General features: G+C 75.0%; 28 protein-coding genes. 19 read left to right on the forward strand and 9 right to left on the reverse strand.

Annotated features, from left to right (window positions below; all coding sequences use genetic code 11):
• The first annotated feature begins 20 nt into the window (after positions 1-20).
• The 3 genes from KPL57_RS31080 (at position 21) to KPL57_RS31090 (ending at position 3,999) form a co-directional block, all read left to right on the forward strand.
• On the forward strand, positions 21-677 hold the full coding sequence (locus tag KPL57_RS31080) for a nuclease-related domain-containing protein (RefSeq protein WP_226354218.1): 657 nt from the start codon (positions 21-23) through the stop codon (positions 675-677).
• Between the two features lie 58 nt (positions 678-735).
• Positions 736-2,856: a chorismate-binding protein gene (locus KPL57_RS31085; RefSeq protein WP_226354219.1), complete on the forward strand. Its 2,121-nt coding sequence runs from the start codon at positions 736-738 to the stop codon at positions 2,854-2,856.
• 225 nt (positions 2,857-3,081) lie between these two features.
• A complete protein-coding gene (locus KPL57_RS31090; RefSeq protein ID WP_226354220.1) occupies positions 3,082-3,999 on the forward strand; it encodes an alpha/beta hydrolase in 918 nt (305 codons plus the stop codon).
• Here the strand turns inward: KPL57_RS31090 and KPL57_RS31095 are convergent, their stop codons facing one another.
• Positions 4,000-4,713 carry an alpha/beta hydrolase gene (locus KPL57_RS31095; RefSeq protein WP_226354221.1) on the reverse strand — a complete coding sequence of 238 codons (714 nt, stop codon included), beginning with the start codon at positions 4,711-4,713 and terminating at the stop codon, positions 4,000-4,002.
• 20 nt (positions 4,714-4,733) lie between these two features.
• Between KPL57_RS31095 and KPL57_RS31100 the strand changes: the two genes are divergently transcribed.
• The gene (locus KPL57_RS31100; RefSeq protein ID WP_226354222.1) at positions 4,734-5,342 is read left to right on the forward strand and encodes a class I SAM-dependent methyltransferase; all 609 of its coding nucleotides are present in this window, start codon (positions 4,734-4,736) and stop codon (positions 5,340-5,342) included.
• On the opposite strand, the gene KPL57_RS31105 is transcribed toward KPL57_RS31100, so the two are convergent.
• Positions 5,332-6,183, reverse strand: coding sequence for an alpha/beta fold hydrolase (locus tag KPL57_RS31105; protein WP_226354223.1), 852 nt, complete (start codon positions 6,181-6,183; stop codon positions 5,332-5,334). The two genes, KPL57_RS31100 and KPL57_RS31105, sit on opposite strands and share 11 nt — an antisense overlap.
• Positions 6,184-6,240: 57 nt before the next feature.
• On the opposite strand from KPL57_RS31105, the gene KPL57_RS31110 reads away from it, so the two are divergent.
• From KPL57_RS31110 to KPL57_RS31125, 4 genes are all read left to right on the forward strand, one after another.
• Positions 6,241-6,711: a MarR family winged helix-turn-helix transcriptional regulator gene (locus tag KPL57_RS31110; protein ID WP_226354224.1), complete on the forward strand. Its 471-nt coding sequence runs from the start codon at positions 6,241-6,243 to the stop codon at positions 6,709-6,711.
• A 65-nt stretch (positions 6,712-6,776) separates the two neighbouring features.
• Positions 6,777-7,664: an alpha/beta fold hydrolase gene (locus KPL57_RS31115; RefSeq protein ID WP_226354225.1), complete on the forward strand. Its 888-nt coding sequence runs from the start codon at positions 6,777-6,779 to the stop codon at positions 7,662-7,664.
• 1 nt (position 7,665) lies between these two features.
• Positions 7,666-8,676, forward strand: coding sequence for a TIGR03617 family F420-dependent LLM class oxidoreductase (locus tag KPL57_RS31120; protein WP_226354226.1), 1,011 nt, complete (start codon positions 7,666-7,668; stop codon positions 8,674-8,676).
• The gene (locus KPL57_RS31125) at positions 8,673-9,824 is read left to right on the forward strand and encodes an acyl-CoA dehydrogenase family protein (protein WP_226354227.1); all 1,152 of its coding nucleotides are present in this window, start codon (positions 8,673-8,675) and stop codon (positions 9,822-9,824) included. Before KPL57_RS31120 ends, KPL57_RS31125 begins: the two co-directional genes overlap by 4 nt.
• Before the next feature lie 140 nt (positions 9,825-9,964).
• On the opposite strand, the gene KPL57_RS70455 is transcribed toward KPL57_RS31125, so the two are convergent.
• The 7 genes from KPL57_RS70455 to KPL57_RS31160 all read right to left on the reverse strand — a co-directional run bounded on the left by KPL57_RS70455 (position 9,965) and on the right by KPL57_RS31160 (position 14,366).
• Positions 9,965-10,369 (reverse strand): transglycosylase family protein, encoded by a 405-nt coding sequence (locus KPL57_RS70455; RefSeq protein WP_373324044.1) that lies wholly within the window; start codon positions 10,367-10,369, stop codon positions 9,965-9,967.
• A 376-nt stretch (positions 10,370-10,745) separates the two neighbouring features.
• Entirely contained in the window at positions 10,746-11,129 is a 384-nt protein-coding gene (locus tag KPL57_RS31135; RefSeq protein ID WP_226354228.1) for a hypothetical protein, read from the reverse strand.
• A 14-nt stretch (positions 11,130-11,143) separates the two neighbouring features.
• Complete coding sequence (locus KPL57_RS31140; RefSeq protein WP_226354229.1) at positions 11,144-11,776, reverse strand: class I SAM-dependent methyltransferase; 633 nt, start codon at positions 11,774-11,776, stop codon at positions 11,144-11,146.
• Positions 11,777-11,807: 31 nt separating this feature from the next.
• On the reverse strand, positions 11,808-12,215 hold the full coding sequence (locus tag KPL57_RS31145) for a hypothetical protein (RefSeq protein ID WP_226354230.1): 408 nt from the start codon (positions 12,213-12,215) through the stop codon (positions 11,808-11,810).
• Positions 12,202-12,651: a DUF1707 domain-containing protein gene (locus tag KPL57_RS31150; protein WP_226354231.1), complete on the reverse strand. Its 450-nt coding sequence runs from the start codon at positions 12,649-12,651 to the stop codon at positions 12,202-12,204. The genes KPL57_RS31145 and KPL57_RS31150 overlap by 14 nt, the downstream gene beginning before the upstream one ends.
• Positions 12,652-12,708: 57 nt before the next feature.
• The gene (locus KPL57_RS31155; RefSeq protein WP_226354232.1) at positions 12,709-13,239 is read right to left on the reverse strand and encodes a PadR family transcriptional regulator; all 531 of its coding nucleotides are present in this window, start codon (positions 13,237-13,239) and stop codon (positions 12,709-12,711) included.
• 17 nt (positions 13,240-13,256) lie between these two features.
• Entirely contained in the window at positions 13,257-14,366 is a 1,110-nt protein-coding gene (locus tag KPL57_RS31160; RefSeq protein ID WP_226354233.1) for a hypothetical protein, read from the reverse strand.
• Positions 14,367-14,615: 249 nt separating this feature from the next.
• Here KPL57_RS31160 and KPL57_RS31165 point away from each other — a divergent pair, with 249 nt between their 5' ends.
• The 11 genes from KPL57_RS31165 (at position 14,616) to KPL57_RS31215 (ending at position 21,529) form a co-directional block, all read left to right on the forward strand.
• Positions 14,616-15,641, forward strand: a complete 1,026-nt coding sequence (locus KPL57_RS31165) for an NAD(P)-dependent alcohol dehydrogenase (protein WP_226356600.1) — start codon at positions 14,616-14,618, stop codon at positions 15,639-15,641.
• Positions 15,642-15,748: 107 nt separating this feature from the next.
• A complete protein-coding gene (locus tag KPL57_RS31170; protein ID WP_226354234.1) occupies positions 15,749-16,075 on the forward strand; it encodes a putative quinol monooxygenase in 327 nt (108 codons plus the stop codon).
• 317 nt (positions 16,076-16,392) lie between these two features.
• Positions 16,393-16,938, forward strand: coding sequence for a L,D-transpeptidase (locus KPL57_RS31175; protein ID WP_226354235.1), 546 nt, complete (start codon positions 16,393-16,395; stop codon positions 16,936-16,938).
• Between the two features lie 106 nt (positions 16,939-17,044).
• Entirely contained in the window at positions 17,045-17,860 is an 816-nt protein-coding gene (locus tag KPL57_RS31180) for a trans-aconitate 2-methyltransferase (protein ID WP_226354236.1), read from the forward strand.
• A gap of 109 nt (positions 17,861-17,969) precedes the next feature.
• A complete protein-coding gene (locus KPL57_RS31185) occupies positions 17,970-18,443 on the forward strand; it encodes a hypothetical protein (protein ID WP_226354237.1) in 474 nt (157 codons plus the stop codon).
• Between the two features lie 281 nt (positions 18,444-18,724).
• Positions 18,725-19,189 carry an Asp23/Gls24 family envelope stress response protein gene (locus tag KPL57_RS31190; RefSeq protein ID WP_226354238.1) on the forward strand — a complete coding sequence of 155 codons (465 nt, stop codon included), beginning with the start codon at positions 18,725-18,727 and terminating at the stop codon, positions 19,187-19,189.
• Complete coding sequence (locus KPL57_RS31195; RefSeq protein ID WP_073575989.1) at positions 19,186-19,587, forward strand: hypothetical protein; 402 nt, start codon at positions 19,186-19,188, stop codon at positions 19,585-19,587. Before KPL57_RS31190 ends, KPL57_RS31195 begins: the two co-directional genes overlap by 4 nt.
• 67 nt (positions 19,588-19,654) lie before the next feature.
• The gene (locus KPL57_RS31200; RefSeq protein ID WP_179761584.1) at positions 19,655-19,867 is read left to right on the forward strand and encodes a hypothetical protein; all 213 of its coding nucleotides are present in this window, start codon (positions 19,655-19,657) and stop codon (positions 19,865-19,867) included.
• Between the two features lie 5 nt (positions 19,868-19,872).
• A complete protein-coding gene (locus KPL57_RS31205; protein ID WP_226354239.1) occupies positions 19,873-20,388 on the forward strand; it encodes an Asp23/Gls24 family envelope stress response protein in 516 nt (171 codons plus the stop codon).
• Positions 20,385-20,930 (forward strand): DUF6286 domain-containing protein, encoded by a 546-nt coding sequence (locus tag KPL57_RS31210; RefSeq protein WP_226354240.1) that lies wholly within the window; start codon positions 20,385-20,387, stop codon positions 20,928-20,930. Before KPL57_RS31205 ends, KPL57_RS31210 begins: the two co-directional genes overlap by 4 nt.
• Positions 20,930-21,529, forward strand: a complete 600-nt coding sequence (locus KPL57_RS31215) for an alkaline shock response membrane anchor protein AmaP (protein ID WP_179761582.1) — start codon at positions 20,930-20,932, stop codon at positions 21,527-21,529. The genes KPL57_RS31210 and KPL57_RS31215 overlap by 1 nt, the downstream gene beginning before the upstream one ends.
• Positions 21,530-21,563: the final 34 nt, after the last annotated feature.

Genomic DNA, 21,563 nt, shown 5'->3' on the forward strand with positions numbered 1-21,563 from the left:
TCGGGTGCACACTCCGCGCCATGACGACGACACCCGCGACGACCCCCACGACCGACCGTTCCCGCGCGCTGGACCTGGCGCGCCACTACCCCGGCCGGCGGGTGGGGCACGTCGCCGCGCAGCAGCGGAGGGCGGGGTTCCCCGACCGGAACTGGCGCCTCGGCGCCGACGGCGAGCAGCGCACCGCGCACCTGCTGACCGCGCTGACGGGGCGGACCCGCCGGGACCGGCTGCTCGGCAGGCCCGCGGCGTGGCAGGTCCTGCACTCGGTCCCGCTCGACGGCGGCACCGCCGACCTCGACCACGTCCTGATCGGGCCACCCGGCATCTGCGTCATCGACACCCGCCACCACCGCGGCCGCTCCCTGCTCCTCGACGGCGAGCGGCTGGTCGTCGCGGGGACGGCCACGGACGCGGTGCCGCGGGCCCGGGCCGAGGCGCAGCGGGTCCGCGAGCTGCTGCTCCCCCGGCTCGGGGCCGCCGCCGCGTCGACGCCGGTCCGCCCGGTGATCGCGCTGGTCGGGGCCCCGCTCCGGGTACGCCGCTGGCCCGACGACGTCGTGGTCGCCACCGAGGGCGCGCTGGTGTACGCCCTGCGCGGGCTGACCCCGGTGCTCGGCCCACGGGAGGTGGAGCGGATCCACGCCGTCGCCCGGCGCCCCGAGAGCTGGGGATGAGACGTGCGCCGGGTCACGGCGCCTTCCCCGCGCGGGGCCGGATCAGCATGCTCTCCCGGTGACCTCGACCGCCCCGGCCCGGACCGGGCTGCACCGTGTCCCGGTCCCGGACGGCGTCGCGCCGTCCGGGGTGGCGGCGGCGGTGCGCCGGCTCGCCCACCGGCCGCGGCTGGTCGCCTTCGGCGGGAGCTGGTCGTGGGGGGCGCTGGTCGCCACCGACCCGGTGCTCACCGCGCCGGACGGGGCCGACCCGTTCGCCGTGCTGGACGCGCCGCCACGGTCCGCCGGCCCGGAGGCGGGCCCGGTCGCGGGCCCGGGCGCCGGGACGGACGCGGGGACCGGCGGGGCCGTCGGTGGCGGCTGGTTCGGGCTCCTGGACCACGCCCCGCCCGGTGTGCGGCCGACGGCGGCGCTGTCCTGGTACCGCGACGTGCTGCGGCACGACGGCGAGCGCTGGTGGTTCGAGGCGCTGGTCGCCGGCGGAACCCCGCTGCCGGGCCTGCCGGACCACGCCGGTGCGGTGCACCCCGACACCGGCTCGGCCGAGCGCCGGTACGCGCAGCTGTGCGCCGACCTCGCCCGCCCGGCGCCGGACCGGACGGCCCGGATCGCGGTCACCCGGTGGCCCGACCGCGACGCGCACCTGGCCGCGGTCGAGCGGTGCGTCACCGAGATCCGCCGCGGCGAGATCTTCCAGGCCAACATCGCGACCCGGCTGGAGGTGCGGCTCGACGGCGACCCGCACGAGGCGTGGGCCCGGCTCGTCGAGCCGGTCGCACCGGCCCGCGCCGCACTCGTCGTGACGCCGGAGCGGGCCGCGGTGGGCGCGAGCCCGGAGCTGTTCCTGCACCGTGCCGGCGCCCGGGTCACCACCGCGCCGATCAAGGGCACCCGGCCGCGCACCGGTGGCGACGCCGACGACGCCGAACGCGCGCGGCTCGGCGCCTCGGTGAAGGACGCCGCCGAGAACGTGATGATCGTCGACCTGATGCGCAACGACCTGGCCCGGGTCGCACGGCCCGGCGGGGTGCGGCCGGGGCGGCTGCTCGCCGTCGAACCGCATCCGGGGGTGTGGCACCTGGTGTCGCGGGTGCACGCGACCCTGCACGACGACGTCACCGACGCCGACCTGCTCACCGCCACGTTCCCGCCGGGCTCGGTCACCGGCGCGCCGAAGATCCGGGCCTGCGAGGTGATCGCCGACTGCGAGGACGGCGACCGCGGGCTGTTCACCGGCGCCGTCGGCGGGGTGAGCCCGCTGGCCGGGCTGGAGCTGAACGTCGCGATCCGCACCCTCGACCTCGGCCCCGCCGGGCCCGACGGCAGCCGCACCGGCCGGCTCGGCGTCGGCGGGGGCATCACCGTCGACTCCGACCCGGCGGAGGAGTTCGGCGAGGTCCTGACCAAGGCCGCCCCGGTCCTGGCCGCGCTGGACGGCCCGCCCCGACCGGTCCGGCCGCCCGTCGCCCGGCCCGCCGACCGGGCCGCGGGCCTGTTCGAGACGCTGGCCTGCGTCGACGGCCGGGCCCGCCGGGTCGGCGAGCACGCCGCCCGGCTGCGTCGCTCCTACCTCGCGGTCACCGGCCGCCCCCTCGACGCGCGGGTCGAGACCGAGGTCGCCGCGGCCGTCGCCGGACTGGCCGGGCACCACCGGGTCCGGGTCGAGGCGACTCCGGACGACCCGTCGCGGGTCACCGTGCGCGCGGTCCCCTGGTCCGGACCGGTCCCGCTCGACGCGCAGGGCGGTGTGGTCGCCGTCGTCCGGCGCGGCTCCGACGGCGAGTCCCACAAGTTCGCCGACCGCCGCTGGCTCGACGCCCACGAGGCCGAGGTCGGGGACGGTGCGCCGCTGCTGTGCGACCCGGCGGGCCTGGTGCTGGAGACGACGCGTTCCGCCGTCGCCGCCGTGCACCGGGGGCGGCTGTGGGTCCCCCCGCTCGACGGCCGCATCCTGCCCGGGACCGGCCGCCGCGCACTGCTCGACCTGCTGGGCCCCGGCGCCGTGCGGATCGCTCCGCTGCCCCTGGCCGCGCTCGCCGAGGCCGCCGGGTTCCTGCTGGTCAACGCGCTGCGCGGGGTGCAGTGGGTGCGCCGGGTCGAGGACGACGGCCACACCGTCGCCGCGTGGGCGGCCCCGGACCCGCTGACCCGCCGCCTCGCCGCGGCGCTGTCGCGCTGACCGAGCGCCGCGCCACCACACCGCCTCCGGGCGACCGCCGGTGCCGCCCCGCGGTCCCCGCCCGGCACCGGGCAGCGTCAGCGCGACCGGCGGCGCGACCGGCAGCGCCCCGTCGGCCACGGACCGCACGACCTCGCACCGGTTCCCCGCACCTCGCAGCCCCTGCAGACGGTGCGAGATCCTCAGAAGGTGTGCGAGGTCGGCCCGCACCGGCAGGATCGGGTCGTGAGCACCGACCGGATCGCCGCCGAGCTGCGTCGCCCCCTGCGGTGGGTCCCCCCGATCCCGCTGCACCGCCCCCGGCTGCTGCGCCTGCTGCAGCGGCTGTCCCGGCGCGGCAGGCCCGCCGCCGTCGACGGGGTCCGGTCCACCACCCACCCGGGCCCGCCGCTGCTGCGCGTGCACGTCCCCGACCACCGCACGACCCCCGCGGCGCTGCTGTGGTTCCACGGCGGCGGCCTCGTACTGGGCTCCCCCATGATCGACGACGTGCGGTGCGGCGGGCTCGCCGCGGACCTGGGGATCGTCGTCGTCTCGGTGGACTACCGGCTCGCGCCCGGTGACCCGTTCCCGGCCGCGCTCGACGACTGCCACGCCGGCTGGACCTGGCTGCGCGACGCCGCCGACCGGCTGGAGGTCGACCCGGCGCGGATCGCCGTCGGCGGGGCGAGCGCCGGGGGCTGCCTGGCCGCCGCGCTGGTCCAGCGCCTGCACGACGAGGGCGGACCGCAGCCGGTGGCGCAGTGGCTGGTCTACCCGATGCTCGACGACCGCACCGCCGCCCGTCGCGAGCTCGACCGGCCCCCGCACCGGGTGTGGAACAACCGCAACAACGAGGTCGGCTGGCGGGCCTACCTGGGGCGCCCGCCCGGGACCGGCGAGCCCGCCCCGTACGCGGTGCCCGCCCGTCGCGCCGACCTGTCCGGGCTGCCGCCCACGTGGATCGGCGTCGGCGACGTCGACCTGTTCCACGACGAGGACATCACCTACGCGCGGCGGCTGCGCGAGGCCGGGGTGCCGGTCGAGCTCGACGTCGTCCCCGGCGCCCCGCACGGCTTCGACGGCTGGGGCAAGGGCGTCGCGCTCGCCGACGACTTCACCGGTCGCTCGGTCGCCTGGCTGCGCGGCGCGCTCGGCGGCTGATCACCCGGCCAGGTCCAGCAGCAGCGCGGCCAGCTCGCGGGGCCGGTTCTGCGGCACGAGGTGGTGGGTGTCGATCTCGGCGTAGCGCCAGGCGTCGGAGGTCCGGGCGCGGTCGGCGGCCGCGGTGAACGGCCCGCCCGCGACGTCCTCCCGGGTGGCTCGCACGAACGTCCGGCCGCACGGCCACTGCTCCAGCGGCCGGGACAGCCGCACCGGCTCGGTGAGTGTGCGGACCGGCTGCGGGGAGCGCCGCGGCGCCGACCACGCGGCCTCGGCCGGGTCGTCGTAGTGCCGTTCCGGGCCCGGGACCAGCCACGACGCCCCCAGTCCCGGTGCGCCCGGGGCCGGCACCGCGCCGGCGAGGCCGGGCGCCAGGTCCAGCGCGGACTCGCCGTCGGCGGGGACGAACGCGTCGAGGTAGACCAGCTCGCGGACCCGGTCGCCGATCTCGTCGAGCGCCCCGGTCACGACCATGCCGCCGTAGGAGAACCCGAGCAGCACGATGTCGCGCAGGTCCTCGTAGAGCACGGCGTTGACCACGTCGCGCACGTGCACGGACAGGTCGATCCACGGCCCCGCCAGGTGCGAGCGCTCCCCGATGCCGGTGAGCGCGGGCGTCAGCACGTCGTGGCCGGACGCGCGCAGCAGCGGACGCACCAGGTGGAAGGAGTGGGCGCCACCCCAGGCGCCGTGGACCAGCACGAACGTCGTCATGACGGCAGACTTCCACGACGATGAGCGATTTCCCCGACGGCTTCTTCGACCGCGCCGACCCGGTCGACGACCGCGAGTTCTACCTGCCCCCGCGCTTCGTCCAGCACATCGACGAGGGCGCGATCGCCGCCGCGTCGGCGTTCTACGACGAGATCGGCACCACCGGCCGGGTGCTGGACCTGATGTCGTCGTGGGTGTCGCACCTGCCGCGCCGCCCGGAGCACCTGACCGTGCTGGGCATGAACCGGGCCGAGCTCGCCGCCAACGAGATGGCCCACGAGGCCGTCCGCCACGACCTCAACGCCGACCCGGTGCTCCCCTTCGCCGACGCCGCGTTCGACGCCTGCGTCTGCACCGTCTCGGTCGACTACCTGACCGACCCGGTCGCGGTGTTCGCCGAGGTGGGACGGGTGCTGGTGCCGGGCGGGGTGTTCGCCGCCACGTTCTCGAACCGCTGCTTCCCGACCAAGGCGGTCCGCGGCTGGCTCGCCTCCGACGACAGGACGCGGGTCGCGATCGTCGGGGAGTACTTCCGGCGCAGCGGCGCGTTCGACGCCCCCTCGGCCCGCGACTGCGGCGCGCCCGGGGATCCGCTGTACGCGGTGTGGGCCCGCACCCCTACCGGCTGAGGAACTCGGTCACCGCCCGCTCGAACTCCGCCGGGCACTCCATGTTCGGGTAGTGCGCGGTCCCCGGCAGCGTCACGAGCCGGCCGTCCGGCACGGCCGCGACCGTGTCGGCGACGATCCGCCGGTGGCCCTCGGAGTCCAGGTCGCCGACGATCCCGAGCAGCGGCACCGCCAGGTTCCGGGTGCGGGCGAGGGCGTCGTCGAGGAAACCGATCGGCGGCGGCGGCGCGGCCGGGTCCGCGGGCAGGTGGTGGGCGAGCAGGTCCACGGCCATCAGCCGGACCTCGGCGAGCACGGCAGGGTCGACGTCGGCGGCCGTGCGGTACGGGCCGGGCACGAACTCCAGGAAGACCGCGATCCACCGCTCGGCGTCGAGGTCGATACGGGCCTGCTCCCAGCGGGCCATGGTGTCGAGCATCCACGGGTCCGTCCAGGCCGGCTCCCCGGCTCCGGCCCCGCAGACCACGACCCGGTCGACGAGGTCCGGGCGCTCCAGCGCGGTGTCGAACGCGGTCCGCGCCCCCATCGACAGCCCCACCAGGACCGCCGGGCCCAGGTCAAGGTGCTCGAGCAGCGCCGCGACGTCGTCGTGCGGGCGGTACCCCTCGGGGCCGGGGTCGGACGAGGCACCGTGCCCGCGGGCGTCCGGGACGACGACCCGGTGCCGGTCGGAGAGCGCGGCGACCTGCCGGGCCCACATCCGGCCGTCGAGCGCACCGCCGTGCAGCAGGACCAGCGGGGGCAGCCCGCCGGGGTGCGGACCGGTGTCGCGGTAGGCGATCCGGACGCCCGGCACGGTCAGGAACGTCGGGACGGTGGCCTGGGCGAGCGTGAGTGTCATGACAACCAAGGTGTCATAGCACACAGAGAATGACAACTGAGGTGTCATACTGCGGTGGTGACCGATGTCGACCGGGCCGCCGAGCAGCTCGCCGAGGTGTACGTGCTGGTGGGGCCCCTGTATCGGCGGGTGCTGCGCGAGGTCGAGGAGGCGGAGCCGGACAACCGGATGTCCGCCGGCGTGCGTGCGGTGCTCGACCAGCTGCGCCGCCACGGACCGATGACCGTGCCGGAGATCGGCCGGTCGCAGTCACTGAGCCGTCAGTTCGTGCAGCGCATGGTCGACGACGCCCTCGCCGCCGGCCTGGTCGAGCGGACCGAGAACCCCCGCCACCGGCGGTCCAAGCTCGTCGCCGCCACCGCGGCGGGCCGGGCGGTCATCGACGACGTCGTCGGGCGCGAGCACGCCCGGCTGCGGGCGGTCGCCGCGCGGCTGCGGCCCGGCGACGTCGACGCCACGTTGCGCGTCCTGGCGGCGATGGTCGCCGACCTGGCCGAGATCGAACCCGGGATCGGGCCTGAGCATTGACCGCCCCGGCCCCGTGACGCACGATCCGACCGAGATCGACCCCTCACCACTGGCGGTGCCCACGCATGTCCGACACGTTCACCTTCTCCGGCCGCGACGGCGCCGCCGTCACCGCCTACCGCTGGCTCCCCGCCGCCGCGGGCGACCCGGTGCGCGGAATCGTCCAGATCACCCACGGCATGGGCGAGCACGCCCTGCGCTACGTCGCCCTCGCCGACGCGCTGACCGCCCGCGGCTTCGCCGTCTACGCCCAGGACCACCGCGGTCACGGCGCCACCGCGGGCGGGCCCGAGAACTTCGGCGTCCTCGGCGACGACGGCTGGGGACAGCTGGTCAGCGACATCGGGCTGCTGTCCGCGCACGCCCGCGCCGAGCACCCGGGCGCCCCGCTGGTGCTGCTCGGTCACAGCATGGGCTCGTTCGCCGTGCAGCAGTTCCTCGTCGCCGACGGGACGCCGCCGGACGCGGTCGTGCTGTCCGGCACCGCGTTGCTCGACCTGATGGAGCAGGGCCTGGACCTGTCCGCGCCGCTGGACCTGTCGTCGTTCAACGCGCCGTTCGAGCAGCGCACCGGTTTCGAGTGGCTCAGCCGCGACCCCGCGCAGGTCGACGCCTACGTCGCCGACGCCCGCTGCGGCTTCGGCCTCGACCTGCCCGGCACGCAGGCGATGTTCGCCGCCGCCCGGCCCCTCGGCGAGGTCGCCACGCTCAAGCGGATCGCGGGCGGGCTGCCGGTGTACGTCGTCGTCGGGGACGAGGACCCGGTCAACGCCGGGCTGGCCCTGGTGCGGCCGCTGACCGAGCGTTACGCCGAGGCCGGGCTGCAGGACGTCACGCTGAAGATCTGGCCGGGTGCCCGGCACGAGGTGTTCAACGAGACCAACCGCGAGGAGATCGTCGCGGACCTGCTGTCCTGGCTCGACCGTGTCGTCCCCGAGCAGCGGGGCGCCTGAGTTGCGCGTCGACACCACCGGCGGCTTCTCCGCCTCCCCGCTCGAGACCGAGGCGGCGGCCGTCGCCGCGGAGGCCGAGGGCTACGACGCCCTGTCGGTCCCCGAGACCTCGCACGACGCGTTCGTGTCGCTGGCGCTGGCCGCCCGGGCGACCAGCCGGATCCGGCTGCAGTCGGCGATCGCGGTCGCCTTCGCCCGCAACCCGATGACGCTGGCCTACCAGGCCAACGACGTGCAGCTGCTCTCCGGCGGCCGGTTCGACCTGGGGCTCGGCTCGCAGGTCCGCCCGCACATCGAGCGCCGGTTCGGGATGCCGTGGAGCCGCCCCGCGGCCCGGATGGAGGACTTCGTCTCGGCCCTGCGGGCGATCTTCGACGCCTGGGCCACCGGGGACCGGTTGCACCACCGCGGCGAGTTCTACTCCCACACCCTGATGACCGAGTTCTTCTCACCGGGGCCGAACCCGCACGGGATCCCGCCGGTGATGCTGGCCGCGGTCGGCGAGCGGATGACCGAGGTCGCGGGCCGGGTCACCGACGGCCTGCTGGCGCACTCGCTGACCTCGCCGTCGTACCTGGCGGAGGTGACGCTGCCCGCGCTGCGCCGCGGACGCGGCCGCGACGACCTCACCGGCTTCGACGTGTGCCTGCCGGTCTTCGCGGTCCTGGGCGCCGACGCCGAGGCCCGGGCCGTCGCCGAGGCCGGGGTGCGCCGCCAGATCGCCTTCTACGCCTCCACCCCGCCGTACAAGCCGGTCCTGGAGCACCACGGCCGCGGCGCGCTCGCCGACGAGCTCAACGGACTGTCGCGCCGGCAGGCCTGGGACGAGATGGCCGGTCTGGTCGACGACGACCTGCTGGCCCTGTTCGCCGTCGCGGGCGACCCGGCCGGGGTGGCGTCCGGGGTCGCGGACCGCTACCGCGGCCTCGTCGACCGGGTCTCGCTCAACACCCCCTACGACGCCGACCCCGCCCTGGTGCTCGACGTCGTCACCCGGCTGCGCGCGGCGTGAGCACGCATCCGGAGATCCGGGAGGGGGTCCGCGCGGTCTGCTCCGGCTTCGGGGCGGAGTACTGGCGCACCTGCGACCGCGAGCACCGGTTCCCGCAAGAGTTCCACGACGCGATGGCCGCCGGCGGCTGGATCGGCGTCGCCATCCCCGAGGCCTACGGCGGCGGGGGCGCCGGGATCTCCGAGGCCGCCGCGGTGATGGAGGAGGTCGCCGCGTCCGGGGCGGCGATGAACGGGGCGTCGGCGATCCACCTGTCGGTCTTCGGGATGAACCCGGTCGTCCGGCACGGCTCGGAGGAGATGCGGCGGCGCTACCTGCCCCGGGTCGCCGACGGGTCGCTGCAGGTCGCGTTCGGCGTCACCGAGCCCGACGCGGGCCTCGACACCACCGCGATCACCACGACCGCCCGCCGCGACGGCGACCGGTACCTGGTCCGCGGGCGCAAGGTGTGGACGTCGAAGGCGCCGTTCTGCGACAAGGTCCTGCTGCTGGTGCGCACCACCCCGCGCGCGGAGGTGGCGAAGCGGACCGACGGGCTGTCGCTGCTGCTCGCCGACCTGCAGCGCCCCGAGGTCACGATCACCCCGATCGACAAGCTGGGCCGCAACGCGGTGGTGTCCTGCGAGGTCGTCTACGACGACCTTCCCGTCGACGCCGCCGACCTGGTCGGCGAGGAGGGCCGCGGCTTCCGGCTGATCCTCGACGGGCTCAACCCGGAACGGATCCTGATCGCCGCCGAGGCGCTGGGCACCGGGCGGGCCGCGCTGGCCGCCGCCGTCGCCTACGCGAAGGAGCGCACCGTGTTCGGGCGGCGGATCGGGCAGAACCAGGGCATCGCGTTCCCGCTGGCCGAGGCGCACATGCGGCTCCAGGCTGCGGCACTGGTGATCGCCGACGCCGCGGCCCGCTACGACGCGGGCGAGCCGTGCGGCGAGCAGGCCAACACCGCGAAGTTCCTGGCCGCCGAGGCCGCGTTCTTCGCCGCGGACCGGGCGGTGCAGACCCTCGGCGGGTTCGGCTACGCCACCGAGTACGACGTGAGCCGCTACTTCACCGAGGCCCGCCTGATGCGCCTGGCGCCGCTGCCGCAGGAGATGGTGCTCAACCACGTCGCCGAGCACGTGCTCGGGCTGCCCCGCAGCTACTGACCCGACGCCGCCCTCGACTCTCCGGTGATCACCGATCGGGCACCGGACGAGTCGCCGGGCGACGTGATCGGTGCCCGATCCGTGATCACGACAGCGGCCGGTGACCCGAGCGGGTCACCGGCCGCCGTGCGTGCCGCGTACTACCGCAGGCCCAGCTTCTTGGAGCAGGCCGGCCACGCCTTCCAGCCCTGGGCGTCCAGGACGTTCTCGGCGACGCGGATCTGCTCGGACTTGCTGGCGTTGTGCGCCTTGCCCGACCCGCCGAAGGCCTTCCAGGTGGACTGCGTGAACTGCAGGCCGCCGGAGAAGCCGTTGCCGGTGTTGGTGTTCCAGTTCCCGCTGGACTCGCACTGGGCGAGCTTGTCCCACGTCGAGGTCGCGACGGACTGCGTGGGGACCGCGACGGCGGCGGGGGCGACCGCGGCGGAGGTCTCGGGGGCGGCCGTCGCGGGCCCGGCGAGGGCGAGCGGAGCGCCGAACGCCAGGACACCGGCGACGAGAGTTCCGACGAAACGCCCACGGATGGACATGCGCGTGCTGCTCATTGTTGATCACCTGAGGTCCGGACCCACGGCTTTCCGGGCGGGCCGGTCGCGCGGGGAGCGCTGTGCCGGTGTCGTCGCGAGGGGACTCGCGGCCCGCGGCCCCGTCTCGGTCCGTGCAGGTCGACTGGCCGGGGACCGCGGGACGGGGCCGTGGTGGCGTGGCGGTTCCGGCGCTTCGGTGCGTGCCCGGCCCGTGTGGACCGGAGCGACCACGAAGTTCGCCGACCGGCCGAGATCAGGTCAAGCGGACGGCCGGTGACGTATCACACGGAGATAACGACCGATTACGTCGTCGCAGCTCAGGAGTACATTTCCACGATCACGGAACCGACAGGGAAGGCGCCGATGCTTTCGATCCGGAGATGTTCCACCGGCGTCAGCGGCGCGGCGCGCCCTCGGCCCGGCGCAGGGTGAACACCGCGATCCGCACGACCATCGCGTCGAGCAGCAGACCGCCGAACGCCCACGCGTCGAGCCAGGCGGTCCAGTTCACCCCCTGCGCGACGGCGAGGAGCCCGGGCACGAGGAACAGCGCGACACCGAGCCCGCCGGCGACGGCACAGGCGAGCAGCGCCGGGCCGTCGGCCCGGCGCAGCAGCAGGAGCAGCGACACGACGGCGGCCGCGGCGACGAGCCCGTCCAGCCCGGCCAGGACCGGCCCCGCGGCGCCGAACGCGAGCCGGACGTGCACAGCGGCCGAGAGCACCAGCAGCACGGTCAGGATCCGGCGCCCGGTCACCGGGCCGCGGTCGTCGCTCATGGGTCCATCCTCACCTACCGCACCCGCAGCACCAGGAGGCGGCAGTCGACCTGCTGCCCGGACCGGTAGGGCGCGACCTCGATCGAGACGGCCTCGAACACGTCGGCGGCGGCGAGCCGGTCGACCTCGGCACGGTAGCCCCCGGACTCCCAGACGTCGTCGAGGACGGTCGCGACCAGGTACCCGCCCGGCCGCACGACCCGGGTGAACTCCGCCAGCGCCGAGGGCCCGACGTGGGCGTGGGTGAGCGTCCCGACGCAGACGACGACGTCGTAGGAGTCGTCGGGCAGCGCGAGCGCGGCGGTGAGGTCGGCCTCGCGCAGCTCCCGGTAGGCGCCGGTGGCGCGGGCCCGCTCCAGCATCCCGGTCGACAGGTCGATCCCGTCGACGGTGGTCGCGCCGCGCTCGCGGAGCGCGACGCCGACCAGCCCGGTGCCGCAGCCGGCGTCGAGGATCTCCCCGCCGGGGCCCGCGGCCGCGACGACGGCGTCCGCGGTGACCGCGGGCGCGACGTAGCCCTGGGTCTCGCCGGCGAGGTCCGCGTCGTAGGTGGGGGCCCACTCGTCGTAGAGGGCCCGGGCGTCGGCCGGGCCGCTCAGCGAGTAGGCGCGTTCCAGGTGGGGGTCGCCCCCGGTGCTCGTGGCCATCGCCCGATCATGGTGGACGGCCCGCGGGCTGTCATGCGCGCCCGAGCAACCCCCGGCGCGGCGGGTCGGCGGCGAGCAGCGAGAGCGCGCACAGCGCGCCCCAGCCGGCGGCGACCATGGTCGCCTTCTCCCGGGCGTCGCGGTCGGGGAGCTGCGAGCCCAGCACCACGAGGTCGACGACGTCGGCGCCGACCCGCACCGCGATGGCGGCCTTGAGCGGGGTGCCGGCCGGGGCCAGCGCCATGGCCAGGCCGGACGCGAGGTCGCGCCCGCCGACCGCCCGCGCGAGCAGCGTGGTCCCCGAAGACGGGGTCCGGCCGCCGCCGGACAGCTTCGTCGGCGACAGCAGCACGTCCGGCTTCGCGGCGACGGCCGCGCCGTAGGCGGCGGTGGCGGCGCCCAGCAGGCGGGGGATCCAGGTCAGGTCACGACGGGGCATGTACCCGGTGTACCCGTTCCGCGCCGGTTCTCGCCCGCCCGCACGGACCGGCGACCGAGCGGCCGGTGAGCGTGCCGAGCGCGAGCACCGCACCCCACGGCCCGATCACCCAGATCGGCCAGAAGTAGCCGCCGCCCCCGCCGAGCGCGACGGCGGCCCAGACCGTCAGGACGATCACCGCGGTCAGCGCCCACGGCCCCCAGGTCGCGGCCAGGACGGTCCGGCGGACCCGGCGCTCACGCTCCGGGTCGGCGGGTCGCGGCAGCCGGGGCAGGTCCGCCTCGACGGCGGCGAGCTCGGACGCCGTGCGCGCCGCGGTCACCTGCTCGCTGCGGGTGGAGAACTCGGCGAGGTCGAGCCGCCCGTCCCCCACGTGCCTGCCGAGCCGTTCCAGTGCGCGCTCCCGCTCGGCGTCACCGATGCGTACGTCCACCATGACCACCCCTCCTGATCGGATATCGAGACTATCCGCTATCCGTGTCGGGAGCACAAGTCAGAGCTCGTCGAGGAAGGCCAGCGCCGCCTCCGCCGAGGTGCGCCGCCAGGCGGCCAGCATCCGGTCGAACTCGTCGGCGCCGTCGTCCCCCGCCCGCCCGGCCCGGTCCTGCTCCGCCCGCAGCGCCGCGACGATCGGGGCCAGCTCGCGACGCTGGGCGTCGACCAGCGCGGTCGCGTCCCGGCCGTGCCGATGCAGCACCGCCAGCTTCAGCAGGAACTCCGAGCGCAGGTCCCGCACGTGCGGGACCGGGGTGCCCAGCCAGGCGTCGACGTGGCCGCGGCCGGTGGGGGTCGCGGCGTAGAGGGTGCGGGGCGGGCCGCCCTTCGTCTCGACGGCCTCGGCGGTGATCAGGCCGGCGTCGACCAGCCTGCCGATGGCCCGGTAGACGACCGGGCGCGGGATCTGCCACACCCGGCCCAGCTCGCCGTCGGCGGCGGTGAGCGCGGCGACGGCGAAACCGTGCACCGGACGCTCGCCGGCCACGGCCAGCACCACCCATTCGGCGAGTCCCAGCCGCGGAATCATCGGGCCAGCGTAGGGCCTCAGCGGTTGACGGCCGCCCCGTTGCCCTCCGCCCAGGAGAAGCCGCGGTCGTAGAGGAAGCGCAGCTCCGGATCGCTCTCCAGCACGAGCCGCTGCCCGTCCCCGGCCAGCTCGACCCGGCCGTCGGGCCGGACCGCCCAGGTGAGTTCGACCGTCCGGACGGCGGGCTCGAACATCGGGGCGGCCCCGGACTGCGGCGGGTTCCACTCGACCCGGATCGTCCGGTCCCCCACGGGCCGCCACGTCCCCCGGACGAAGGTGCTGTCGGCGAGCCGGAGCGAGATCCCGGCGGACCCGGACTGCGGGTAGCCGGGGATCGGGATCGACGGGCCGACGTAGGTCCACTGCCCGACGGCGACGTGCTGCCAGCGCCGGTCGTCGGCGAGCCGCGCGGCCGGGGCCGTCGGGTCCTCCACCACCCGGTACACCCCGGCGAGCGCGAGGTCGCTCCGCTGGAGGGCGGGCTGGAACTGCTGGAACAGCACGCCCTGCGCGGCGACCAGGGCCAGCCCGAGCACCGGGACGAGCCACCGGGTGACCCGGCGGACCCGCGGCCACGGCAGCAGCCACGGGGAGCCCACGGTCGCCGCCGTCGGACGCCCGGCCAGGAACCGGACCACCCGCGGCAGCTCGGGAGCCGCGACGAGCGCGAACCCGACCGTCAGGGCGAGGGCGAACTGCTTGACCGGCACGTCGTAGGTCATGTTCAGCAGGAAGACGGTGCCGAGCGCGACGGTCCCGAGCAGGCCGCCGACCCACGCCGTGCGCCGGAACACCAGCAGCAGCACGACGACGAGCTCGGCGAACCCGGCGAGGAACTGGATCACCGGGGAGTAGGCCATGAGCCCCCACAGCAGGCCCATCGGACTCTTCTCACCGGTCATGGCCAGCGCGTCGGAGTAGTCGGCCCGGCCCATCTGGGACAGGTTCAGCTTGGACCAGACGTAGGCCTGCATGAGCAGGATCAGGACGAACCGCAGCAGCGCGTGCAGCGCCCAGCCCACCCGGTTCCACCACGGTCGCGGCGTCGTCGGCACCGCCGTCGTCGCGGCGGCGCCGTCCACATCGTCCTCCCGCCGCACCGCGGCGTCCCCCCTCGTCCAGGTCATGACACGACGGTAGGGACGGTGGCGCGGCCGCGGATCCCTCCTCCGACGGATCCTGCGCTCCTCCGCGGGTGGGAGACGTGAACCACAGCCCGCCGATGCATTGTGCACAACCATCGACGGGTAGCCACATGGCGATGCGGCCGTACGACGGCCGCCCGTACCGCCGCGGCACCGGAGCCCGGCCACCCCAGACACGACGTCCACACGCGACGCCGACCAGGAGGAAACGTGCCCACGACCGTGCCCGCCATGACCACCGCCGGCCCGAACAAGCCGTTCGAGCGCGGCACCGTGACCCGCCGCGACCCGAAGCCGCACGACGTCGTCATCGACATCCGGTACGCCGGGATCTGCCACTCCGACATCCACCAGGCCCGCGACGAGTGGGGCGAGGGCATCTACCCGATGGTCCCCGGCCACGAGATCGCCGGCGTCGTCTCCGCGGTCGGCGACGACGTGACCCGCTACGCCGTGGGCGACACCGTCGGCGTCGGCTGCTTCGTCGACTCCTGCCGCGAGTGCGAGAACTGCAGGGCCGGCGAGGAGCAGTACTGCCTGAAGGGCGAGGTGCAGACCTACAACGCGACGGAGTACGACGGCGAGCCCACCTACGGCGGCTACTCCACGCAGATCGTCGTCGACGAGAACTACGTGCTGCGCATCCCGGAGGGCGTCGAGCTCGACGTCGCCGCGCCGCTGCTGTGCGCGGGCATCACCCTCTACTCCCCGCTCCACCACTGGAACGCGGGCCCCGGGAAGAAGGTGGCGATCGTCGGCATGGGCGGTCTCGGCCACATGGGCGTCAAGATCGCCGCGGCGATGGGCGCCGAGGTCACGGTGCTCTCCCGCACGCTGTCCAAGCAGGAGGACGGCAGGCGACTCGGGGCCGCGCACTACCACGCGACCGAGGACGAGGCCACCTTCACCGAGCTGGCCGGGTCCTTCGACCTGATCGTCAACACCGTCGCCGCGGTGATCCCGGTCGACGACTACCTCGGCCTGCTGAAGCTCGACGGCTCGATGGTCAACGTCGGCGTGCCCGAGGAGAAGCTGTCCTACCACGGGTTCTCGCTGGTCGCGGGCCGCAGGAGCCTGTCCGGCTCGAAGATCGGCGGCATCCGCGAGACCCAGGAGATGCTGGACTTCTGCGCCGAGCACGGCCTCGGCGCCGACATCGAGACGATCTCCTGCGACCAGGTCGACGAGGCCTGGGAGCGGGTCGTGCGGGGCGACGTGCGCTACCGCTTCGTGATCGACACCGCGACCTTCGCCTGAGGGGTCCGTCAAGCCCCGCGGCGTCGCACTTCGAGACGCCCGCGGTGCGGCGATCCGTGGAACGATCCCCGGCGACGTTGCCGACCAGAAGTGAACCGGAGGCTCACGTGATCCTCATCGTGCTCAAGGCCCAGATCCGCCCGGACAAGCGCGAGGAGTGGCTGTCCGGCATCTCGCAGTACAAGAAGGACGTGAACTCGGAGCCGGGCAACATCTCCTTCGACTACCACGAGAACGTCGAGAAGCAGAACGAGTTCGTGATCGTGGAGGTCTTCAAGGACAGCGCGGCCGGCGACGCGCACGTCAAGACCGACCACGCGCAGAAGTTCTTCGACTTCATGGGCTCGGTCGTGCCGGAGAAGCCGCTCATCAACTTCCAGAGCGAGGACGGCAAGGACGCCTGGGTCGAGATGGGTGAGGTCACCCCGCACTGACCCCGTCCCTCCCGACGATGCCGGCGCCCCCCACGGGTCGCCGGCATCGTCGTGTCCACCGGTGCCGCGAGCAGGTGTCCCGGCTGCGCCGGACGGACGGAGCCGGGCGGACCGGACATCGGAACCGAGACGGTCCTTCCGGGTGATCGGGACGGGAGCGCACCGCGTCCGGGCCGGTCGGGGCCGGGGTGCAGACTGGCCGCGCACGGCAGAGCTTTTCGTCACGCAACCTGGGCGCTCCCCGCGCGTCTCCCACGGTGACGGAACGATCACGTGGCGTCGCCGCCCCGGGCGACGCGGACGAACAGGAGCACCCCATGGACACCGTCCGACAGCGGCCCCGCCGCCTCGTCGCACTGGGCCTCGGACTGGCCACCATCGCGGGTGTCGCCGTCGCCGGGACGGCACTGGCCGGATCCCCCGCCGCCGAGCAGGCCCGCGCACAGCCGCTCGTCCCGGGCACCCCGTGCTCGATCACCGCCAAGGCCTGCGTCGACCTGGACTCGCAGAAGTCCTGGCTCATCCAGGACGGCAAGGTCATCCGTGGCCCGATCGGCATCTCCTCGGGCGGCAACGGCCAGGAGACCCCGGTCGGCCACTCGCTGCGCGTCTACCGCAAGGACGCGACCCACAAGAGCGAGGAGTCGCGGCTGCCGAACGGCGACCCGGCCCCGATGCCCTGGTCGGTGTTCTTCAACGACGGCGGCATCGCCTTCCACAGCGGCGACCCGAACCGCTCCTCGGCCGGCTGCATCCACGTCCCGCCGGCCGAGGCCAAGGCGTACTTCGACTACCTGCAGATCGGCGACCAGGTGCAGGTCGTGAAGGCCTCCGAGGAGACCGCGGCCCGTAAGGGCCAGTGAGCGCGGAGTCACCGCATCGGGGGTTGCTCGGTCGTCCGGCGTAACGCGGAGGTGGTCGTCCGGCGACACACCGGACGTATCACCCGTCCGTCCCCGGGAGCGCCCGATGGCCGAGAGCCGACCCGCCCGTCGCACGCCGATCGACCACGCCCGGCGGATCGCGCGGCTCTCCCTGAGCGGCGGCGCGCGTGCCGCCGCGGTCCCGGTGCGCAGCCTGGCCCGGCTCGGCCGCGACGAGCACGACCCGCGCTGGACCGGCCAGACCTGGCTGTGGCAGCCGGGCTGGGGCCGGCGCACGCACGACCGGCTCTACCGCAGCCCGGACCCGTACTCGATCGGGCTGTCGGCCTACGAGCAGCAGAAGTACGGCACCGTCATGGACGCGCTCGCCGGCCGCCGCTTCGACCGGGTGCTGGAGGTCGGCTGCGGCGAGGGTGCCCTGTCGGTCCGACTCGCCGGGCACACCGCGGCGCTGCTCGGGGTCGACATCTGCTCGGCCGCGGTCCAGCGGGCCGCCGCCCGGGTGCCGTCGGGGACCTTCGTCCGCCGCACGCTCCCGCACGAGATGCCCGAGGGCGACTTCGACCTGATCGTCTGCTCCGACGTCCTCTACTACTGGGAGACGGTCACACTGCAGGTCGGCCTGGCCGCCCTGCTGGACCGCCTGCGGCCGGGCGGGATGCTGCTCGCCTACCACTACCGCGGGGCGTTCGGGCAGGCCGGGACGGCCGACCGGGTGCACGAGGCGCTCGCCGCCGCGGCGGCCGCCCGCGGGCTGACGGTCCGGGCGCACGAGACCGTCGACGGCGTCGGCCCCGACGGCGCCGGGGCCCGGTTCGACGTCGTCGTCCACCCCGAGGTCGCGGTGCCGTCCCCGCGCCGCCCGGAACCGGGCGTCGCAGCGCGCGCACGTCGTTCCTGAGGGGTCGGCTGGGCCGGGTGGCGGTGCGACCGCTGGACCGTCCGGCCGTTCTCGTCAGGTCGACGTGGACCTGTCGTGACCGGGCGGTTCCTGGTTACCGTCCGGAGCCATGACGGTCGAAGCCGACGGACCCGCCGGGATGGCCGACGCACAGCGCGTGGTCACGATCCCCGAGCTGAGCGCACCGAGCTACCTGCAGGCGGTGCTGTCGATCGCCTACCGCGACGAGCGCAACAGCGTCCCGCTCACCGTCGCCACGCCGGCCGGGCTGGTGTTCGGCAACGCCGTGCACCCCTCGGCCTGGCTGCGCGGGCTCGGGGACCAGCTGCGCCGGCTCACCGCGGGCGACCCGGGCAACGAGTCCGCGGCGTCCATGGCCGACATGTTCGACGACATGGCCGACGGCCGCGGCGACGAGCGCCCCGGCCGGGACATCCCGGTGAAGGACATCCACTGGATCTACTTCACCGACGCGCTCGTGGTCCCGACCGCCGTCGGCGGGCCGAACTACGTCGAGCCGGCCTGCTGGCAGGTGGCGCTGCGCGACGTCACCGGCTGGACGATCGGCCTCCCGCCCGGCTGAGCGCCACGTCCGATGATCATCCGATCGTGTGATCGCAAAGCCGCCACTCCGACCCCCCTGCGGAGCCCTCCCGTCGCAGGTCAGAGGGTTCCTGCCCAGGTCAGCGACCCGTAACCCCGACCGCGGTGTGACGACGACCACCCGAAGTCGTGCGTGAGGATGCGCCACCGCCGGGCCTCCCATGTGTGTCGAGCGGATCGAGGGGGCACAACCGGTGCGAACCGGCCCCCCGATCCGGACCACTGTGAGGCCCGATACCGGGCCATGACCTGGAGGCGCACATGAGCACCACCGACACCAAGGCCCCGGCCGTCACCGGCACCCCGTCCGCCCTGCAGTCCGAGCACGGCAGCACCCGAATCGCCGAGACGGTCGTCTCGAAGATCGCCGGCCTGGCGGCCCGCGAGGTCAGCGGCATCTACGCCCTCGGCGGCGGCGCGGCTCGCGCGTTCGGCGCGCTGCGCGAGCGCATCCCGGGTGGCACCACCAACGCCTCGCAGGGTGTGTCGGTCGAGGTCGGCGAGAAGCAGGCCGCCGTCGACATCAACGTCGTCGTCGAGTACGGCGTCTCCATCGCCGACCTGGCGAAGGCCGTGCGCCGCAACGTCATCTCCGCCCTGGAGCGGATGACCGGGCTCGAGGTCGTCGAGGTCAACATCTCGGTCGACGACGTCCACCTGCCGTCCGAGGACGACGGCAAGGACGAGGAGCCGAAGAAGATCGAGTCCACCTCGCGGGTGGCGTGAGCGCCCGCGTCGCCGCGGACGGCGACGGGATCGTCGCCACGGGTGCGGTCGACACCGACCGGATCGCCGACGCGGTGCTGGGCTGCCCCGGCGTCGCACAGCTGCACGGCGGCCGGTTCGGTGAGATCGCCACCTACCTGCCCGGACGCCGGGTGAGCGGCATCCGCGTGGACCCCACGGCCCCGGCCGTCGAGGTGCACGTGGTCGGCCGCTACCCGGCCTCCGTGGCCGAGATCGACCGCCAGGTCCGCACCGCGCTGCTCCCGGTCGTCGGGGGCGCGCGGGTGGACGTGGTGGTCGGCGACTACGCCGGCCCCACCGAGTCGACGCCGATCCGGCCGTCGGACTCGGCACCCGCCACCGGCGAGCTCCCGGTCCCTCCCGCGGCCACCCCCTGATCCGCCCGGACGCCCGTCCACATCCCCGGACGTCCGGTACCTCCTCGTCTCGAAGGACGTGACTGTGATGTCCCTGTCCACCAACACCCAGATCGGCCTGATCGCCGGTCTCCTCCTGGCCATCGCCGGCATCGTCGGCGGCTTCGGCGGGTTCGTCCTCGCCCTGATCCTCGGCGCGATCGGCCTCGCCATCGGCCGCTGGCTCGACGGCGACCTCGACCTGTCCGAGCTCTCCGAGCGGTCGGGGCTGTCCGGGCGCGGCCGCGACAAGGTCCGGTGAACCCGGTGAGCACCGTCGAGCCGACGGGGACGGCGACCGGGGACCCGGACACGATCCGGGCCACCCGCCTCGCCCCTCCCCCGCCGGACGACACCCCGACCCGCACGATCGACACCGGCACCGGCTCCGCGGGTGCCGACGGCCCCGGCGGCACGGCCCCGGAGGACCGCGGCCGGGTCGACGTCGCCGACCAGGTCGTGCAGAAGATCGCGCTCGGGGCCCTGGAGGAGACCGAGGGTGTCGGTGGGACCACCGGCACGGTCGGGCGGATGCTCGGCCGCGACGACTCCGGCGGCCACCCCCGCGTCGAGGCGACCGTCTCCGGGCAGTCGACCCGGATCGACGCGCGGATCTCCGTCGCCTACCCGTCCCCGGTGGCCGCGGTCTGCGACCGCGCCCGCGCGCACGTCGTGCGGCAGGTCGAGGCGCTGACCGGGTTGTCCGTCGCGCGGGTCGACGTCGTCGTCACCGCACTCACCGTCCCGGGCGCCGCCCGGCCGGCCGCGAGGGAGCTCGAATGATCCGCCGCCCCCGCAAGTCCCTCGCCGCGGGCATCGTGGCGCTGGTCCTGCTCGCGCTCTGTGTCGTCGTCGCCGTCGCGGTCGTGCAGCTGCTCCTCGGACAGCAGCCGATCGTCGACTTCGGCGTGCTGGGTTCCACCATCGCCGGGTTCACCGGTGCCGACGTGCCCGTGCTCGTCGTGTCCGGTCTGGTCGGGCTGGTCGGGCTGGTGCTCGTCGTGGTCGCACTGCGGCCGGGCACCCCGACCGTGTTCCCGCTGACCTCGGCGGGCGGTGCCGAGCACCTCGACTCCGGGATCACCCGGCGCAGCCTCAACCGGGCGCTGGCCGACGCCGCCACCGGCGTCGACGGCGTCACCAAGGCGTCGGTGAAGAGCACCGGGCGCCGCGCCGCCGTCACCGCGCACGCCGCGTTCGGCGACCCGAAGGACCTGCGCGACCGGGTCCGCAGCGCGGTCGCGCAGCGGCTCGACGCGGTGGGACCGGCCCGCAGCCCGAAGGTCACGGTGTCCGTGACCGGCACGAAGCAGCAGGAGGCGTGATGGCCAGCGCGACCCCACCGGCCCGGCTCAACCGGACCCTGCTGTTCCTGATCGGGCTCGTCCTGCTCGCCGCGGGCGTGTTCGGGCTGCTGTTCGGCACCGGCGTCCTGCGCCAGGTGCTCCCCGGGATCGACCCGTCGGTCCCGCTGCTGCCCGCCGGTCTCACGCTGCCCGAGTGGGCGCCGTGGGTGACGCTCGCCGTCGCCGTCGTGGTCGGGCTGCTGGCGCTGCGCTGGCTGCTCGCCCAGGCCCGGCGCAGGCCGCGCACCTCGGCGTGGACGCTGCCGTCGGCGCAGGTGGCGGGCCGGGACGCCGGGACGACCCGGATCCACTCCGACCACGCCGCGGACGCACTGGCCGCCGACATCGAGAGCTACGACGGCGTCCAGCGCGCCGCCGCCGCGCTCGTCGGCGACCGCCGCCGTCCGGAGATCCACCTGGACGTGACCGCGGACGACGGTGCCGACCTCGCCGCGCTGCGCACCCGGATCACCGACCACGCGCTGCCGCGGCTGCGGTCCGCACTGGACATCGAGTCCGGGCGCGCCGACCTGGTGCTGCGCCTGGCCGAGGAGAAGGAGCACTCGCGGGTGGGCTGAGCACTCCGCACCCACGAACGACGACGGGGCCCCG

It is taken from the genome of Pseudonocardia sp. ICBG601, from assembly GCF_020496245.1.

Excerpts from the sequence above, each read along its gene's own strand:
- KPL57_RS31150 (WP_226354231.1), bottom strand. The coding sequence starts at position 12,651 with ATGGTGGACGTACGCATCGGTGACGCCGAGCGGGAGCGCGCACTGGAA.
- KPL57_RS31080 (WP_226354218.1), top strand. The coding sequence starts at position 21 with ATGACGACGACACCCGCGACGACCCCCACGACCGACCGTTCCCGCGCG.
- KPL57_RS31155 (WP_226354232.1), bottom strand. The coding sequence starts at position 13,239 with ATGATTCCGCGGCTGGGACTCGCCGAATGGGTGGTGCTGGCCGTGGCC.
- KPL57_RS31095 (WP_226354221.1), bottom strand. The coding sequence starts at position 4,713 with ATGACGACGTTCGTGCTGGTCCACGGCGCCTGGGGTGGCGCCCACTCC.
- KPL57_RS31165 (WP_226356600.1), top strand. The coding sequence starts at position 14,616 with ATGACCACCGCCGGCCCGAACAAGCCGTTCGAGCGCGGCACCGTGACC.
- KPL57_RS31115 (WP_226354225.1), top strand. The coding sequence starts at position 6,777 with ATGTCCGACACGTTCACCTTCTCCGGCCGCGACGGCGCCGCCGTCACC.
- KPL57_RS31175 (WP_226354235.1), top strand. The coding sequence starts at position 16,393 with ATGGACACCGTCCGACAGCGGCCCCGCCGCCTCGTCGCACTGGGCCTC.
- KPL57_RS31160 (WP_226354233.1), bottom strand. The coding sequence starts at position 14,366 with ATGACCTGGACGAGGGGGGACGCCGCGGTGCGGCGGGAGGACGATGTG.
- KPL57_RS70455 (WP_373324044.1), bottom strand. The coding sequence starts at position 10,369 with ATGAGCAGCACGCGCATGTCCATCCGTGGGCGTTTCGTCGGAACTCTC.
- KPL57_RS31210 (WP_226354240.1), top strand. The coding sequence starts at position 20,385 with ATGATCCGCCGCCCCCGCAAGTCCCTCGCCGCGGGCATCGTGGCGCTG.
- KPL57_RS31185 (WP_226354237.1), top strand. The coding sequence starts at position 17,970 with ATGACGGTCGAAGCCGACGGACCCGCCGGGATGGCCGACGCACAGCGC.
- KPL57_RS31145 (WP_226354230.1), bottom strand. The coding sequence starts at position 12,215 with ATGCCCCGTCGTGACCTGACCTGGATCCCCCGCCTGCTGGGCGCCGCC.
- KPL57_RS31180 (WP_226354236.1), top strand. The coding sequence starts at position 17,045 with ATGGCCGAGAGCCGACCCGCCCGTCGCACGCCGATCGACCACGCCCGG.
- KPL57_RS31100 (WP_226354222.1), top strand. The coding sequence starts at position 4,734 with ATGAGCGATTTCCCCGACGGCTTCTTCGACCGCGCCGACCCGGTCGAC.
- KPL57_RS31135 (WP_226354228.1), bottom strand. The coding sequence starts at position 11,129 with ATGAGCGACGACCGCGGCCCGGTGACCGGGCGCCGGATCCTGACCGTG.
- KPL57_RS31200 (WP_179761584.1), top strand. The coding sequence starts at position 19,655 with ATGTCCCTGTCCACCAACACCCAGATCGGCCTGATCGCCGGTCTCCTC.
- KPL57_RS31215 (WP_179761582.1), top strand. The coding sequence starts at position 20,930 with ATGGCCAGCGCGACCCCACCGGCCCGGCTCAACCGGACCCTGCTGTTC.
- KPL57_RS31140 (WP_226354229.1), bottom strand. The coding sequence starts at position 11,776 with ATGGCCACGAGCACCGGGGGCGACCCCCACCTGGAACGCGCCTACTCG.
- KPL57_RS31190 (WP_226354238.1), top strand. The coding sequence starts at position 18,725 with ATGAGCACCACCGACACCAAGGCCCCGGCCGTCACCGGCACCCCGTCC.
- KPL57_RS31105 (WP_226354223.1), bottom strand. The coding sequence starts at position 6,183 with ATGACACTCACGCTCGCCCAGGCCACCGTCCCGACGTTCCTGACCGTG.